This is a genomic window from Rossellomorea sp. NS-SX7 (assembly GCF_052828565.1).
Genome location: NZ_CM128249.1, coordinates 2,411,565 through 2,426,901, shown reverse-complemented (window position 1 = coordinate 2,426,901; position 15,337 = coordinate 2,411,565). Strand labels below are relative to the sequence as shown.

The window sequence follows — 15,337 nt, the reverse complement described above, 5'->3', positions numbered from 1 at the left end:
GTTTTAGCCAAAACGTTTAGAAAATGGGAAGCTGAACGTTTATTTGGGTACGCCTTTTCAAACTCCGGGATGCAAGTATGATCTGGGAGTTTTTTAGTGCTGCCGTGGCTGAACGATCTTCTAAGTGAGATGAATCTCCAAAGGGAGAGAAGTGTAATGAAAAAAATGACTACTCGTACGTTCGTAACAATTGGTATGTTAAGTGCCATTTCGTATGTATTAATGCTTTTTAACTTCCCAATACCACCATTTCCTAAATTCCTGATGGTTGACTTCAGTGATGTACCAGCGCTGATTGCCGCCATTACTTTAGGACCGCTTGCCGGCATACTTGTTGAATTGTTTAAAAATATCATCGACTATGTGATGACAGGCAGCGATACTGGTGTCCCAATTGGACACTTTGCAAATTTTGCAGCAGGAGTATTCCTGATTTTGCCGACTTATTACGTATATTCCCGTTTTCAAACCAAGAAGGGGTTATTAGCCGGATTGGTTACAGGAACGATCGTAATGAGCATAGCGCTGGGGATATTAAATTATTTTGTCCTGCTTCCTGCTTACAAGTATTTCATGAACTTTGAACTTCCTGCAGGAATTATCCTTACGGGTATCGTGCCTTTTAACATTCTGAAAGGTGCGCTGGTTACCATTGTCTTCTTACTATTATTCATTCGTCTTCAGGGCTGGCTCACCAAACAGGTTACTGTTAAGAGAGCAGCTTGAGGCTGAATTTATCAAAAAAGCTCCGTCAGCTCTTTCTGACGGAGCTTTTTTTAATGCAGAAAAATCGAAATAAAAAAAGCGACCGGAATCGATCGCTTCATATATGGACTATTCGAATTTTAGTGCGTCTCCATCAAATGGTTCGTCTGCAACTTTAATTGAGTCTGTCGGACAACCTTCGAATGCATCGACCATGTCATCTTCAAGTACATCCGGCACTTCGACAGTACCCTGGTTATCATCAAGGGTAACAAACGCGATACCTTCATCATCATAGTCATAAATATCCGGAGCTGCAGCTCCACAAGCTCCACATGCAATACATGTATCTTTGTCAACGATTGTATATTTTGGCAACGAAAAAACCTCCTGAAAAAAATTCTATATAATCAATCATTCATTATACATAAAATTAATTAGAAAAATAACCTAATTTATATTTTATAGAGGAACGTAGAACATTTCAATAGTTAGGTCCTTTATTTATTATATTTATCCTAACTGTTTAAAACAAAACATCGAAAGAGATGATTTTCATGGTACAATATTTGACAATAACCTGCAAAAACAGAGGGGCAATCCAATGACGTATTTAAACTTTGTTATAGTATATTGTTTAAGGCAGTTGAATGGTGAACGATCCATCTACTCTGTTTATCATATTCTAAAAGGCAAAAAATCGTCTCAATCCATACAAGACGCCCATTTATTCCAATTACATCCTTTTTTTCTCTCACTGCCCAATCTGTCACGTGAATATTTCAATGAGAAGATCAACGAATTAGCAGAGGGACGATTCATCGAATTAAATGAAGAGTCCAAGGCACGGCTTACGGAGAAAGGGGAAGAAGCTTTACAACAGCACCAATCATCAATGTTTTTCCCCCATCATATGAATGGATTGGTATATGGTGATAGGGGGTTATTATTTTGGAGAAGGTTGAATTTACTTGTACAAGTAGTATCAAATACGAATCATAAAGAAACGTCGTATTTTCCTGTTCAACGCAGCAGAAGTGTCCAGGAATGGATAAAGAAATTCTTAAGGGGTGTCTCAGACAGGGATCGGCTCGCGCTTACCTTATTCAGGGAACTTCATAGTGTATTACGTGATATAGAGGCAAAAGAAGATCCATCTCTGCTTGTATTACGCTTAACAGGTTTCCAGGATTACGGTTTGACTGAGATTCAAACTGCTGAGAAACTGGATCTCCATGGAGAGGAATATCGTTTTAGATTTCTTAATTTACTTCATGGGGTATTGGCGAAAGTTGATGAGCAGAAACAGGGATACTCCCTTTTATTTTCGTTAAGTACTGTTAGTCAACAGCGGAGGAACTTGACTCTTTCGACTTCAAAAACATTCGATTTATATAACCAGGGTCATTCGATAGAGGAAATTTCACGAATCAGAAAGCTTAAAGCAAATACAATAGAGGATCATTTTATTGAAATCATCTTAACGCAGGAACATTTCGATACAGAGAAATTCATTGCGTCCGGTGAACTTCAAAAGGCAGCTTCCGTAATGGAGGAACTCGGTACGAAAAGACTAAAACCGATAAAGGAAAGACTCCCCCATTTAACTTATTTTCAAATCAGGATCGCGATTGCAAAGGCTGGTGAAAGAAATGAATCTCCTTCAAGAACTTAATAAGAGGTTTGGATATTCTTCATTTAGACAAGGACAAACAGAAGTGATTCAATCTGTTCTGAGCGGTCGGGACACACTCGCCATGCTTCCTACCGGAACCGGCAAATCATTATGTTTTCAAATGCCGGGGTATTTACTCGAAGGACAGGTCGTCATCGTGTCTCCGTTGCTCTCCCTGATGCAGGATCAAGTGGAGCAAATGAAGGTGAAGGGCGAAAAAAACGTCATTGCCATTAATTCTTTTTTACCCTTCCCTGAAAAGAAGCGTGCCCTTGAAAGAATACATAGGTACAAGTTCATTTTCATATCTCCAGAAATGCTGGGTAATCCGGACATCCTTGAGACTCTTCAGACATTGAAGGTATCTTTATTTGTCATCGACGAAGCGCACTGTATCTCCCAATGGGGGCCGGACTTCCGTCCCCACTATTTAAAACTGGGTGAAATAAAAAAGGGACTGGGAAATCCCACGACCCTAGCATTGACCGCAACTGCGACGGAAGAAGTAAGGGAAGATATTAAAAAAGTGCTGCAGCTTGAAGATGCTGTCGAGGTCGTTTATTCTGTAGACCGCAAAAATATTGCTCTGAATGTTGAAAAGGTCAGTTCCCATCATGAAAAAGTAAAGAAGCTTATTGAGTATGCTGCTTCCTTAAAGGGAGCGGGAGTCATTTATTTTTCCAGCAGGAGGCTTGCAGAAGAAATGGCCGCCGTTCTTAGGGAACAAGGCATTGAAAAAGTCACTCACTATCATGGGGGCATGGAGCAGGAGGAGCGGATCCTCATACAGCAGCAGTTTTTGACAAATAAGTTGCGTGTGATTTGTGCAACATCCGCATTTGGAATGGGTGTAAACAAAGAGAATATACGTTTTGTCATTCATTTTCATTTTTCATCAAGTCTGGAGGCCTACTTACAGGAAATCGGAAGAGCTGGAAGGGACGGTAACAACAGTGCAGCGATTGTATTATATACCGAACAGGATCTTTCTCTGCCATTGCAGTTAATGGAAGGGGAGCTTCCATTTGATGATCAAATTGAACGGTTTGTCACAGTTCATCGTTCATCTTCTGAAGATGAATTGACTTCTTCTTTGGAGCTGTCGGATATTCAATACAGATTTTTGTTGCACTATGTACATGAAGGACAAGGTGATGACGGGGCTCGTCTGATCCAGAAAATAAAGCATTTGCGGGATGAAAGGCTCAACTATAAAAAAGAAAAACTCTTATCAATGGTGATGTGGCTCCAGGGAGATTCCTGCAGGAGGGAATCCATCCTTCGTTATTTTGAAGAAACCATGACAGAGCAACCCACTGATTGCTGTGACATCTGCGGATTTAAGATTTCGGATTTTCACTGGGAGAAGGTTTATGAAGAAGTGAACGATATACAGGAGCTGGGCTGGGAACAGAGGTTGGAAAAAATTTTAATGGGATAAGTGGTGTGAATGAAGAAGCAAGGCGAAATAATTAAACAGCTCACAAAAAAACAATTAACCTTTCATTTGTTTTTTACTCAAATAGTACTATTAACGATTTCCTTTATATTAGGTATATTCTTATTTGAAGATTGGTCCACTTTTGGAAGTCAGTTCCGGTGGGCATCTTCCATTTTGACAATCGGCCTTACTGTTGGGTTGATTGTCGTCATATTGGATATTGTACTGATGAAATTCCTTCCTTCTGGATATTACGATGACGGCGGAGTGAATGAGCGGATTTTTTCAGACAGAAGTATCGGTGAGATCGCGCTGCTCGCGATTGTTATTGCCGTCAGTGAAGAGATTTTATTCCGGGGTGTGATACAATATCATCTTGGACTTATTCTTTCCAGTATCATTTTTGCTGTTATTCATTTTAGATATTGGGCACATTGGTTCCTCATAACGAATATTGTTGTGTTGAGTTTTTTGATCGGCATGATTTATGAAGTGACCGGAAATTTGTTGGTTACTATAATGATGCACTTTATAATTGACTTTTTATTAGGGATGTACATGCGCTTTAAGTCAAGTAAGAAAAGAAGGGATGTCTCATGAATAAAGACCCATTTCGTGATCAAGCAGATAAATTAAAAAAGAAGATTGAAAGAGTCCAAGAGGAACCTGTTCCAAGAAAAAGGGAACCTCTGCCGCCCAGAAGTGAACTCCATCGTGAAAAAAAGAAAAAAAACAAAGTTAAGCTGAAATATCCACTCATCAGTCTATTGCTATTATTCTTTATATTAATGCCATTGACCGTATTTAGCATTTATTCATATTTTGATAACCGCAATGAACCATTGGTTGTGCTGTCAGAAGGAAATAATGAAGTAGAAGAAGTTCGATATGAACAGAACGGGGATGAAGAAGAAGATACAGTTATTTCGGAGGATAAGACAGACGCTGAACTGCCTGACGAAGAAGAAAAAACAGTTACGGATGAAAAGTCACAGTCTGACAAAGATGCAAAGAGTATGAAGGGGGAAAAAGATCTCCCTGCTGCAAAAGCTGCTGAGGTGGAAGAACCTGAGAAAGTTGAATCCACGACCGAAGGTAACGAGGAAGCAGCCCAAGAATCAAACCCGGAGATCATTTATCATACCGTGCAGCCAAGTGAAACGATTTTTCGCATTGCAATGAAATACTATCATTCACAAAATGGAATCGAGGTCATCAAAAATGCAAATAATCTCCCAAATAATGAAATCCAAGCCGGACAAGTGTTAAAGATACCACTTTCGGAGTCGTGAGTGCCTCACCATTATGGTGGGGTTTTTTTATGCATGGATATCGTGGAAGCTTATTTTTTCGGTTGGGAAGATTCTATGCAAATGGACAAGTTCATAGAATGAAATGAGGGGAGGGAAAGAGTATGCATGAATTTATCCGAGAATTCGAAGAGTGGACCGATCCGGCAACAAAACAAATGCTGAATAACCTGGTCGATAGAAAACAAAAGTTCGATCGTGCAAAAAAGCTGCACTTATATATTTTATGGACAGCCATGTTTACAGCGTTTTGCTTCCTTTATTATGTAACAAAGGCCATTTTGGAGCCATACTCATATTCGTTCGGTACGATGTTTTCTGTCTATGTATCTGACTCGATTCATTTATTGATATCAGTGTTTCTTGCAGGGCTTTTCGGTGCGGTGAAAGTCCTTTATCAACAGAAAGAGAAAAAAGAGAAAGAGTATCAGGATCTCCGCAAGGAAATCATAGACAGAAGCAAAGACCTTTGGAAAGATGAAGCTTGGAAGAGACGTCACCAGGTATTCGATAAGATGAAAAGTCAATTCGACATCAATCTCTACCATGGAAGTAAGTAATATAACCTTGGAGGGGCTTGCCGCCGGAGCTGGATGAACCGAAAGTGCAGGCGGCACTTTCGCCCATGCAAATAAAAAAGCGTTCGGAAGATGGATTCACCAAACGCCTAGACCTTCTTTTAGAAAAATCTCTTTTTGCCTTGTTCATCTTTGAGGATTTCTGCAGCTTCTCTAAAACGTTGAGAGTGCACAATTTCACGTTCCCGCAGATATCTGAGTCCGTCATTTAAATCAGGGTCATCACTCAAATTGATGATCCACTGATAGGTTGCCCTGGCCTTCTCTTCAGCTGCAATATCTTCATAGATATCAGCAATCGGATCTCCTTTTGAGGCGATATAGGATGCCGTCCAAGGTACACCGGATGCATTATGGTAGAATAATGCACTGTCATGGTTCGCATAATGTGTATCCAATCCTGCTGCCTTCATCATTTCAGGAGTGGCGTCTTTTGTCAATTTATAGATCATGGTCGCAATCATTTCCAAATGAGCAAATTCTTCGGTTCCTATATCTGTAAGCAGCCCGATCACCTTGTCTGGAATTGTATACCGTTGATTCAAATAACGCAGGGCTGCCGCCAATTCTCCATCAGCGCCGCCGTATTGCTCCACTAGGTATTTTGCAAGAGTCGGGTTGCATGTACTCACTCTTACAGGGTATTGAAGTTTCTTTTCATATGCCCACATATGAATGGATTCCTCCCTTTTTGAGTCTTACACCTGCCATGGCCAAGGTGCATCTTTCCAGTCCCAAGGATAATTGGAATAACTGTAGCCGAAATGGGTGAGGGGACCAAACTCTTTTTCGAATTTCTTTTTGATTTGTTTTCTCGTTTTCACATACATATTGTATTGAGAAATCGCATCGTGATCATCAGGGTGTGTATCCAGATATAACGTAAGTTCAAGTATGACAAAGTCGACTGCCTGTAACTCCTCCATTATCTCGTAATAATGTGCAGGAAGTTGCTTCATGTTGTTATTCTCCCTTCATTTTTTCATAGGGACTGTAGTAGGGATCATAAAACACTTTCCATAATGTCCCCTTTCTCAATGCCTCTTTTGGTGGAAATTGTTCCAGGTTTGGCGGCTGAAACCCCAAGAAGAGGTTAGGAGGAGTAGAGTAAACCTTTGTTGTTATAGGTTTACAAGGATCAAAAGGGCTCACATAAGGGTGCCAGCTTCTATAAAATTCATGCACGAATATCCCTCCTGTTTAGAAATTCCTTCGTAACAAGATATGAATGAACAAATGAGAACATGTTAGAAAAATTAATAACCGCATGAAAGAAGGGATATCACTTTAAAATGTTGAATAAATAAATCATAGGATATTAACAAAGAGGTGGTTCAATTGTTCGTAAAAAATGCAATGATTCCAAAACACAAATGCTATGTAGTCAATGAAAATGACTCGATTGAGAAAACGTTGGAAGTAATGGAGCATCATAAGATCGATGGACTTCCTGTATTATCGAATGATAAGTATGCAGGGGTCGTCACCCGTTACAATATTTATGAGAGTTTCTTCCTCTCCGGAATGGAAAGAGAAACGTTCCTCAAAGAAACAAAAGCGATTGACATTGCCATTCACCAGGATAATTTCCTGATTGAAAGCAATGTATTCGAAGATACTTTAGTGGAACTGCAAGACTTTCCGATTTTATCTGTTATAGATGAAGAAAAAAGATTTCTTGGGTTGATTACACGCTACGATGTACTTGATCAATTCAAGAGCGCTTTCGGAATGGATCGGAAAGGCGTAAGGATTGCTTTTACATCTGTAGAAACAGAAGGCAGAATTGCCCGCCTTGGAGATATCATCCAGCAGTATTCTGAATCCGTCATTTCTCTCGTCACTTTTGACGCGACGGATAAACTGCTAAGGCGGATCGTACTTAAGATTGAAAAGAAAGATAATATCGATAAGTTTATTAATAAATTGGAGAAATCAGGATTTAGGATCCTACATATTCAGGAAGAAGAGTGATCCATCCAAAAAAATTAACTGTATGAAATAAAATCCCTCTCATAAGATTTATGGGAGGGATTTTTTTGATGCATTTCGCTGTTAGATTGATTGGTTCATTTGTTTTGGGTTATTTATTCATCAAGTGGTTTCCCGATATTGAATCACATCATACTTCGGATGTGATTGTTGAACTTGTTTTGCATCCAATTGAATTTTTAGCAGCATCAATCGTCTTTATTGTTGGACTGATCGTACAAGGTAATTTAATGAAGGTAGAATTTTATTATTTGATCCGTTTATTCAAAGGGAGTTTACATAAGGAACTGATGATTGTTCCTGTTCATGTATGCATGATTTATGGACTGACGTTATTTGGGATGTGGGAGACCTTGTTTTTTTCCTTTTTAGCGGTCTTTTATGGTATTATTTCTTTAGATTTGCGTCGGCAAGGAGGCCATCATGCTTGAAATTATAAGTGTTTTAGTTGTGGGAGGAGGGGCTCTTCTCCTTTTTATGTTTTATGAAGCCCATCGGAATGAGGTGAGGACTCATTTATTTACATTTCCTCGATTCCCTGAAGACGTGACTCTGACCATTTTTTTCATCTCCGACATACATAAGCGAAAGCTCTCTGCGGACATGATGGAACATGTGCGGAAAAAAGCGGATATCGTTGTCATAGGAGGCGACCTGACCGAAAAAGCGGTGCCGTTGTCAAGGGTGGAAGAGAACTTGGATAAATTGGCAGCCATCGGGTCTGTTTATTTTATTTGGGGAAATAATGATTATGAAGTGAATACCGATGAACTCAGAAGACTGTTAAAGAAAAAAGGAGTCCGGGAAATTGTAAACGACTCGGTCAGTCTTCAGTTGCGCGGAGGAGTCGTCAATCTGATTGGTGTGGATGATGCAAGCACTCAAAGAGCTGAGTTACCTCAGGCTCTCTCAAAGGCGGATCCGTCTTGTTTCAATATCTTATTGAGTCATGATCCCCGCCTGGTAAAACAGGTGGGTAAAGAAGATGGAATCGATCTGATGTTAAGCGGGCATACGCATGGAGGTCAGATCCGCATACTTGGATGGGGTCTCTACAAGAAAGGGAGAATAGAAGAACTTTCGCAAACGACTTTATTAGTCAGCAATGGGTATGGAACTACAGCTTTGCCGCTTAGACTGGGGGCACCGGCCGAAACACATCTGCTCACGATTAAAAGAGATGCCGAATGAACAAAACCTATTCATTGCCTATACAAATTTTACACTGTCAGGAATCTCTACTATAATCTAAAAGTACATATGTTAAGGCGTCTTTGGGAGAGGTTGATGAAGAAGCATGAAAGAATGCGCAAACGTGCTTCTTTAGGACTTAAGCATATACGAAAGCTATGTGTAATCATCAGCAAATTCTGCCAAATGAGCTTTGCAAACGAATACCATGGGGGATTTCTATGAACGATCGAAATACGAACGGAAAATATAATATTAAGGCAGTATCCAATATACTGGGAATACAACCAGGAACATTGAGGGCCTGGGAAAGAAGGTACAATATCATTGCCCCGGTAAGGAACGATTCCGGGCATAGACTATATACAGAGAAGCATCTGCATATCTTAAAGTGGCTGGTTGCCAAAGTGAAGCAAGGTTTTACCATAAGCCAGGCTGTGGCATTATTGGACAAACAGGAAATGGAAGAAAATGAAATCAATGAAACCGTTCATCAGGATCGGACTCAGAATATTTCTGAAGAGCTGTTGAAAGCACTGCTGGGGTTTGACGAATTCAAAGCGCATGAACTCATCGATAAATCATTTTCCATTTATACAATCGACAAAGTGGTGATCGAAATACTAGGAAGTTTGCTCGTGCAAATCGGCGACCTGTGGGAAAATGGCAAGATCACCACTGCGCACGAACACTTTGCGAGTTCGATATTACGTTCCCGGATCGGAAGCATCATGCATTCTTTTCCCCACAACGGGATCCTGCCAAAAGTAGTGGCTGTGTGCGGTCCGGGGGAATGGCATGAATTGGGGCTGCTTATCTTTACGTTGTATGTACGGAGAAAAGGATTTGAAGTCATATACCTGGGATCAAGCATCAAGGAAGATGATATCGAAGTTGTCTTAAACGAAGTGGACCCTAAGTTCCTCTTCTTCTCATGTACGATGAAGGAGAATGTCAGCCGTTTATTATCGCACATTTCTTCTCTTAAAGAAGACCATCAAGAATTGGAGATCGGAATGGGAGGATTTGCAATCGACCATTTACCTTCGGATTTGAAAGAAACTTACAGGGAACATATTGTAGGTCAGACAAAAGATGAATGGGAAGAATGGTTAAAAAGTAAATTATAGAGGTTTTATGCACTGTTTTGTGCCCCCTACATAGTATGGTGGTAAGTCGTCACACTCTTGGGGGGCACGAAAATGAGACTTGAGCGAATTTCCGATAATAAAATTAAATTTTCCATAAGTGTAGAGGAGCTTGAGCAAAAAGGCTTGTTTGAGCAAGACCAATGGAAAGACTCATTGATGTGGCATGATTTGTTTGAAGACATGCTGGATGAAGTACAAGGAAAATTCGGCATTGAAGCACAAATGGAAATTACTGTAGAAATTGAATCTTTCGATGATGAAGAAATTTGTATGATCCTTACTCTGGAATTGGATGATGAGGACTATTCTGATGTTGAAGGAAACCTCGAATTGTTCCATCCCATCATGGAAAAAGACCTCTTGTTCCATTTTCATGACCTGGACGAAATCATTGATGTCCTGAACCGGCTGAGACATACAGAAAAGTTCGAGTCAGGTACCCTTGAGATTAGCTTTTTTCATTATGAAGCTAGATATTACCTCCTTTTTGAGAACATCCCCCGAAGCCAGCATTTCATGATAGAGTCAGTAGTCCTTGAATATGGTACTTTATCCAATCAAACCAAATACATGTTAAAGGAATATGGGCAAACCATCATTCTCAAACATACGATGGAAAAAATGACAAAGTATTTTCCGTCATAGACGTCCGTTCATCACTTTTAGGATATGTATACCTAAAGGTGTTTTTATTTTGTCCATTTTAGAGTCGGAATAGCGATCTGATACTCTGTAGGATTGAAGCGAAAAGGAACGATCGAGGTTCATTAACCAAAATACAACATAGCAAAGTGCCATTCCTTTTTTCACTGTTTTAAAAGGGTGAATCAGGGAATGAATAAAAAGAAGGACTGCCTTTCCGAAAAAATGACAGCGTTTTCAAAAAAGTTATCGATTTTTGATTTTCTATCTTTGCAAGAGGAAATCAAACGTGTATACTATGTCATGAAAGCGGACTGGGGTCCGCTGAACAGTGAATCATACTGGGAGGTTTACATACATGGTAGCCGAGAAGGAGAAAGAAAATCACCAAGCATCTGAAAAGAACGATGTATTGAAATCCACACAAACGGTTATTCATCTCGCATTAGATAAATTAGGATATCCAGAAGAAGTATATGAACTATTGAAAGAACCTGTAAGGATGCTGACAGTTAAAATACCTGTAAGGATGGACGACGGAAAAGTGAAGGTGTTCACTGGCTATCGAGCTCAGCATAATGACGCCGTGGGCCCTACGAAAGGCGGCATCCGTTTTCATCCGAACGTCACGGAGAAGGAAGTGAAAGCCCTTTCGATTTGGATGAGCTTGAAATGCGGAATTGTCGACCTTCCATATGGCGGTGGAAAAGGCGGTATCATTTGTGATCCCCGCGACATGTCTTTCAGGGAGCTGGAGAGGCTGAGCAGGGGATATGTAAGAGCAATCAGCCAAATTGTCGGGCCATCCAAAGACATACCGGCACCCGATGTTTTTACTAATTCACAGATCATGGCTTGGATGATGGATGAATACAGCCGGATCGATGAATACAATTCACCAGGATTCATTACCGGGAAACCCCTGGTATTGGGGGGATCTCACGGCAGGGAAACGGCTACGGCAAAAGGTGTGACGATATGCATCCGTGAAGCAGCCAAGAAAAAAGGAATAAAACTTGAAGGAGCCCGTGTCGTTGTTCAAGGTTTCGGTAATGCAGGCAGTTTCCTGGCGAAATTCATGCATGATGCAGGTGCCAAGATCATTGGTATCTCAGATGCATATGGCGGGCTTCATGATGAAGAAGGATTGGATATCGACTATCTGTTAGACCGGAGAGACAGCTTCGGAACGGTGACAAAATTATTTAATAATACAATCACGAACCAGGAACTACTGGAACTTGATTGTGATATACTCGTCCCTGCGGCGATCGAGAATCAAATCACTGAACATAACGCGCACAACATCAGAGCCAGCATCGTAGTAGAAGCAGCTAACGGTCCTACGACATTGGATGCAACGAAGATCCTGACTGAAAGAGATATTTTACTCGTACCTGATGTTCTCGCATCTTCAGGTGGAGTCACAGTCTCCTACTTTGAATGGGTCCAAAACAACCAGGGGTATTATTGGACGGAAGAAGAAGTGGAAGAAAAACTCGAGAAGATTTTAGTTAATTCATTTAACAACGTATACGAGACCTCTCAATCAAGACGGGTGGACATGAGACTTGCCGCCTACATGGTCGGTGTAAGGAAAATGGCAGAAGCCTCCCGTTTCAGAGGGTGGATTTAAGGTAAATATTAATATCTTTCAATACAAAAAGGATGGGGCTTCCCGTCCTTTTTTATGTTTTATGATGTGTCGGTTTCTTATGAAGTTTCTATTCCTTCTTGGCAGGAATAGAACTGTTGCTTTGACCTATGAAAAAAATTACTCCATAATAATCAAAGGAGAATGTTTCATTAGAAATTAAACGAATAGTATCTTTTAGAGATATAAAGCAATACGAAGGAGTGCCTGAAGTTGAGAAATGAAGAATGCATCATCGTCGGCGGGGGCCCTTGTGGGTTATCAGCGGCGATTCACCTTAAAAAACAGGGGATCGATCCTTTAATCATTGAAAAAGGAAATATCGTCAACGCGATTTACAATTATCCTACGCATCAAACCTTCTTTTCTTCGAGTGAAAAGCTGGAGATCGGCGATGTTCCGTTCGTTATTGAAGAACACAAACCCCGGCGGAACCAAGCCCTTGTTTATTATCGTGAAGTGGCTAAGCGAAAAGATGTGAGAATCAATCGCTTCGAAAAGGTGAATAAAGTCGAGAAGAAGGAAGATTCGTTTATCATAAGCACGTCCAAAGAAACCTATCGGGCAGAGCACGTCATCATTGCGACAGGTTATTATGATAATCCGAATTTCATGGGCATCCCTGGCGAAGACAAAGAGAAAGTCTTCCATTATTTTAAAGAAGCCCATCCTTTCTTCGATACGGATGTGATAGTAATCGGCGGGAAAAATTCAGCAGTGGACGCGGCGTTGGAGTTAAATAAAGCGGGTGCAAGAGTAACTGTCCTTTATCGCGGCAGCGAATATTCCAAAAGCGTTAAACCATGGATCCTTCCTAATTTCGATGCCCTTGTGCGTAATGGTGAAATAAAGATGGAGTTTAATGCACATCTGGAAGAAATAAAGGATGATGCAGTTCTTTATGCTGTTGAAGGTGAAATGAAAGAAATAAAGAATGATTTTGTTTTTGCCATGACGGGATACCATCCTGATCATAGTTTTCTTACCAAAATGGGGATAAGTATTGACAAGGAGAGCGGCAGACCTGCATTCGATCCTGATACGATGGAGACGAATGTAGAAGGTGTATATGTGGCAGGTGTGATTGCTGCAGGTAATAATGCGAATGAAATATTCATTGAAAACGGACGGCATCATGGCGGATTGATTGCAAAATCTATTAAAGAAAAACAAAAGTAAGAAAGAGCCCGCACTTGCGGGCTCTTTTATTATGTCTTTAGTTTCTGAAGATACGTTCCAATTCCTTAAAGTCGTTGGATTGTGATAATGCAACCATTAGTTTGATCCGTGCCTTTTGGCCATTCAATCCATTGGAGAAAATGACTCCTTTTTCTTTCAATTGTTTTCCACCGCCTGCATAACCGTAGACATCCTGGGCAATGCCATTAAAACATCTGGAAACGAGGACGACGGGGATGTTATGTTCCAAGAGCTCACATACGCCTGGTACGGCTTCCGGGGGAAGATTACCTTGTCCAAGCGCTTCGATTACAACCCCATCATATTTAAGGTCCTTTATGGCAATCAAAAGATTTGAATCCATGCCTGCATAAGCTTTTATAAGAGTGACATTTTTTGTGATGTCACAAACTTTGTAGCTTTCCGAAGAAGTTGGTTGATGATGGTATAATATTCCTCTTTTCGTCACAATTCCGATTGGTCCATATTGTGGACTTTGAAAAGTAGATACGTTGCTTGTATGTGTCTTTGTCACATTTTTCGCTGAATGGATCTCATCATTTAATACAACCAGGACACCTTTATTTTTTGATTGAGGTTCTGCTGCCACACGAACTGAAGATATCAGATTATAAAGTCCATCCGCACCGATCTCATTGCTGGACCTCATTGCGCCGGTCACGACCATTGAAATGGGAAGGGAAACCGTTAAATCAAGAAAATATGCCGTTTCCTCAAGTGTATCCGTTCCATGAGTGATCACAACCCCGTCGAATGAACGCTTTTTATATTCTTCCTCGATTAAACGTTTTATCTCATGCATATGTTCAATAGTGATATGGGGAGAAGGGAGGTGAAATGCTTCGATAACCTCTACATTCGCTAAATTGGATACCATCGATGTTTGAACCGACAGAGGATTTTCTCTACCGGGCACTACAGATCCCGTATCCTTGTCCTCCATCATTGAAATGGTTCCTCCGGTATGTATGACTACTATATTTTTTTTCATAGCACATTCCTCCTGGGATTTTCTTATTTTCATTCCTACTTTATCATGATACGATTAAGAAAACTGAAAGAAAAGAGGACTTTTATATGCTGGTGGTTTTATCAGCGGGTATAGCACCAGGGTTAGCGTTACTGAGTTATTTTTATTTACGGGATGAGTATGAAGCGGAACCAATTGCGTTAGTCTTTAAAACTTTCATATATGGTGTCTTGATTACGTTTCCGATAATGTTTCTTCAATATGTATTAAAAGTAGAAGGGATCGTCACTTCTAACTGGTTGAATGCATATATTTCTTCAGGGTTGCTGGAAGAATTTTTTAAATGGTTCATCCTTATGGTTGCCATTTTTCAACATTATCATTTCAATGATCCATATGATGGTATTATATACGGTGCGAGTGTCTCATTGGGATTTGCCACGGTTGAAAATATTTTATTCCTGTTGGCAAACGGAGTGGAATATGCATTTGGCAGAGCGTTGATGCCTGTGTCGAGTCATGCATTATTCGGTGTCATGATGGGATATTATCTCGGTAAAGCAAAGTTTTCTATACGCGATCAGCGCCGCAAATGGCTTCTGATATCAATAATGGTTCCATTAACATTGCATGGAACATATAATTATATTTTTTTGTCTGAAAAAAATTGGATCTATTACATGGTCCCGTTCATGTTATTTCTATGGTGGCTGGGATTAAAAAAAGTCAAACATGCCCACCGGTTGACAGCTAATAAGTATTCTCATGCAGAGTTGAAGAAAGAGATCCTTTAAAGTTAATGAGGTTGTGGCAAAACGAATAAGCCAC

Annotated in this window: 20 protein-coding genes; 15 read left to right on the top strand and 5 right to left on the bottom strand. The window is 40.3% G+C overall.

The genetic code is table 11. From position 1 onward, the window contains the following. Positions 1–156 precede the first annotated feature (156 nt). Positions 157–726 (top strand): ECF transporter S component, encoded by a 570-nt coding sequence (locus ACUXV2_RS12190; RefSeq protein WP_446243475.1) that lies wholly within the window; start codon positions 157–159, stop codon positions 724–726. Between the two features lie 108 nt (positions 727–834). Here ACUXV2_RS12190 and ACUXV2_RS12185 read toward each other — a convergent pair whose 3' ends face one another. Further along, positions 835–1,083, bottom strand: a complete 249-nt coding sequence (locus ACUXV2_RS12185) for a ferredoxin (protein WP_048005917.1) — start codon at positions 1,081–1,083, stop codon at positions 835–837. Positions 1,084–1,309: 226 nt separating this feature from the next. Here ACUXV2_RS12185 and ACUXV2_RS12180 point away from each other — a divergent pair, with 226 nt between their 5' ends. The 5 genes from ACUXV2_RS12180 (at position 1,310) to ACUXV2_RS12160 (ending at position 5,691) form a co-directional block, all read left to right on the top strand. Next, positions 1,310–2,380 carry a helix-turn-helix domain-containing protein gene (locus ACUXV2_RS12180; RefSeq protein ID WP_446243474.1) on the top strand — a complete coding sequence of 357 codons (1,071 nt, stop codon included), beginning with the start codon at positions 1,310–1,312 and terminating at the stop codon, positions 2,378–2,380. Next, positions 2,358–3,821, top strand: a complete 1,464-nt coding sequence (locus tag ACUXV2_RS12175) for a RecQ family ATP-dependent DNA helicase (RefSeq protein WP_446243473.1) — start codon at positions 2,358–2,360, stop codon at positions 3,819–3,821. Before ACUXV2_RS12180 ends, ACUXV2_RS12175 begins: the two co-directional genes overlap by 23 nt. 9 nt (positions 3,822–3,830) lie before the next feature. Further along, on the top strand, positions 3,831–4,421 hold the full coding sequence (locus ACUXV2_RS12170) for a CPBP family intramembrane glutamic endopeptidase (RefSeq protein ID WP_446243472.1): 591 nt from the start codon (positions 3,831–3,833) through the stop codon (positions 4,419–4,421). Beyond that, positions 4,418–5,113 carry a LysM peptidoglycan-binding domain-containing protein gene (locus ACUXV2_RS12165; RefSeq protein WP_446243471.1) on the top strand — a complete coding sequence of 232 codons (696 nt, stop codon included), beginning with the start codon at positions 4,418–4,420 and terminating at the stop codon, positions 5,111–5,113. The genes ACUXV2_RS12170 and ACUXV2_RS12165 overlap by 4 nt, the downstream gene beginning before the upstream one ends. 122 nt (positions 5,114–5,235) lie before the next feature. After that, positions 5,236–5,691 (top strand): YpbF family protein, encoded by a 456-nt coding sequence (locus ACUXV2_RS12160; RefSeq protein ID WP_446243470.1) that lies wholly within the window; start codon positions 5,236–5,238, stop codon positions 5,689–5,691. A gap of 119 nt (positions 5,692–5,810) precedes the next feature. Here ACUXV2_RS12160 and ACUXV2_RS12155 read toward each other — a convergent pair whose 3' ends face one another. From ACUXV2_RS12155 to ACUXV2_RS12145, 3 genes are read right to left on the bottom strand one after another with little or no spacing between them, the layout of a single operon-like run. Further along, entirely contained in the window at positions 5,811–6,380 is a 570-nt protein-coding gene (locus ACUXV2_RS12155) for a manganese catalase family protein (protein WP_446243469.1), read from the bottom strand. Positions 6,381–6,407: 27 nt separating this feature from the next. After that, complete coding sequence (locus tag ACUXV2_RS12150; protein WP_446243468.1) at positions 6,408–6,668, bottom strand: spore coat protein CotJB; 261 nt, start codon at positions 6,666–6,668, stop codon at positions 6,408–6,410. A gap of 4 nt (positions 6,669–6,672) precedes the next feature. Further along, positions 6,673–6,894, bottom strand: coding sequence for a spore coat associated protein CotJA (locus ACUXV2_RS12145; RefSeq protein ID WP_446243467.1), 222 nt, complete (start codon positions 6,892–6,894; stop codon positions 6,673–6,675). A 153-nt stretch (positions 6,895–7,047) separates the two neighbouring features. Here ACUXV2_RS12145 and ACUXV2_RS12140 point away from each other — a divergent pair, with 153 nt between their 5' ends. The 8 genes from ACUXV2_RS12140 (at position 7,048) to ACUXV2_RS12105 (ending at position 13,518) form a co-directional block, all read left to right on the top strand. Beyond that, complete coding sequence (locus tag ACUXV2_RS12140; RefSeq protein ID WP_446243466.1) at positions 7,048–7,683, top strand: CBS domain-containing protein; 636 nt, start codon at positions 7,048–7,050, stop codon at positions 7,681–7,683. Positions 7,684–7,748: 65 nt separating this feature from the next. Then, entirely contained in the window at positions 7,749–8,132 is a 384-nt protein-coding gene (locus tag ACUXV2_RS12135) for a hypothetical protein (RefSeq protein ID WP_446243465.1), read from the top strand. After that, positions 8,125–8,892: a metallophosphoesterase gene (locus ACUXV2_RS12130; RefSeq protein WP_446243464.1), complete on the top strand. Its 768-nt coding sequence runs from the start codon at positions 8,125–8,127 to the stop codon at positions 8,890–8,892. The genes ACUXV2_RS12135 and ACUXV2_RS12130 overlap by 8 nt, the downstream gene beginning before the upstream one ends. Positions 8,893–9,113: 221 nt before the next feature. Further along, positions 9,114–10,022 carry a MerR family transcriptional regulator gene (locus ACUXV2_RS12125; protein WP_446243463.1) on the top strand — a complete coding sequence of 303 codons (909 nt, stop codon included), beginning with the start codon at positions 9,114–9,116 and terminating at the stop codon, positions 10,020–10,022. 72 nt (positions 10,023–10,094) lie between these two features. Continuing rightward, positions 10,095–10,688 (top strand): adaptor protein MecA, encoded by a 594-nt coding sequence (locus tag ACUXV2_RS12120; protein WP_446243462.1) that lies wholly within the window; start codon positions 10,095–10,097, stop codon positions 10,686–10,688. 189 nt (positions 10,689–10,877) lie between these two features. Next, on the top strand, positions 10,878–11,084 hold the full coding sequence (locus tag ACUXV2_RS12115) for a hypothetical protein (RefSeq protein ID WP_446243461.1): 207 nt from the start codon (positions 10,878–10,880) through the stop codon (positions 11,082–11,084). Further along, positions 11,044–12,321, top strand: coding sequence for a Glu/Leu/Phe/Val family dehydrogenase (locus ACUXV2_RS12110; RefSeq protein WP_446243460.1), 1,278 nt, complete (start codon positions 11,044–11,046; stop codon positions 12,319–12,321). Before ACUXV2_RS12115 ends, ACUXV2_RS12110 begins: the two co-directional genes overlap by 41 nt. A gap of 231 nt (positions 12,322–12,552) precedes the next feature. Next, positions 12,553–13,518 (top strand): YpdA family putative bacillithiol disulfide reductase, encoded by a 966-nt coding sequence (locus tag ACUXV2_RS12105; protein ID WP_446243459.1) that lies wholly within the window; start codon positions 12,553–12,555, stop codon positions 13,516–13,518. A 37-nt stretch (positions 13,519–13,555) separates the two neighbouring features. Here ACUXV2_RS12105 and ACUXV2_RS12100 read toward each other — a convergent pair whose 3' ends face one another. Further along, positions 13,556–14,530 carry an asparaginase gene (locus tag ACUXV2_RS12100; RefSeq protein ID WP_446243458.1) on the bottom strand — a complete coding sequence of 325 codons (975 nt, stop codon included), beginning with the start codon at positions 14,528–14,530 and terminating at the stop codon, positions 13,556–13,558. A gap of 86 nt (positions 14,531–14,616) precedes the next feature. Between ACUXV2_RS12100 and prsW the strand changes: the two genes are divergently transcribed. Continuing rightward, positions 14,617–15,303 carry a glutamic-type intramembrane protease PrsW gene (gene prsW / locus ACUXV2_RS12095; RefSeq protein ID WP_446243457.1) on the top strand — a complete coding sequence of 229 codons (687 nt, stop codon included), beginning with the start codon at positions 14,617–14,619 and terminating at the stop codon, positions 15,301–15,303. The last annotated feature ends 34 nt before the right edge of the window (positions 15,304–15,337 follow it).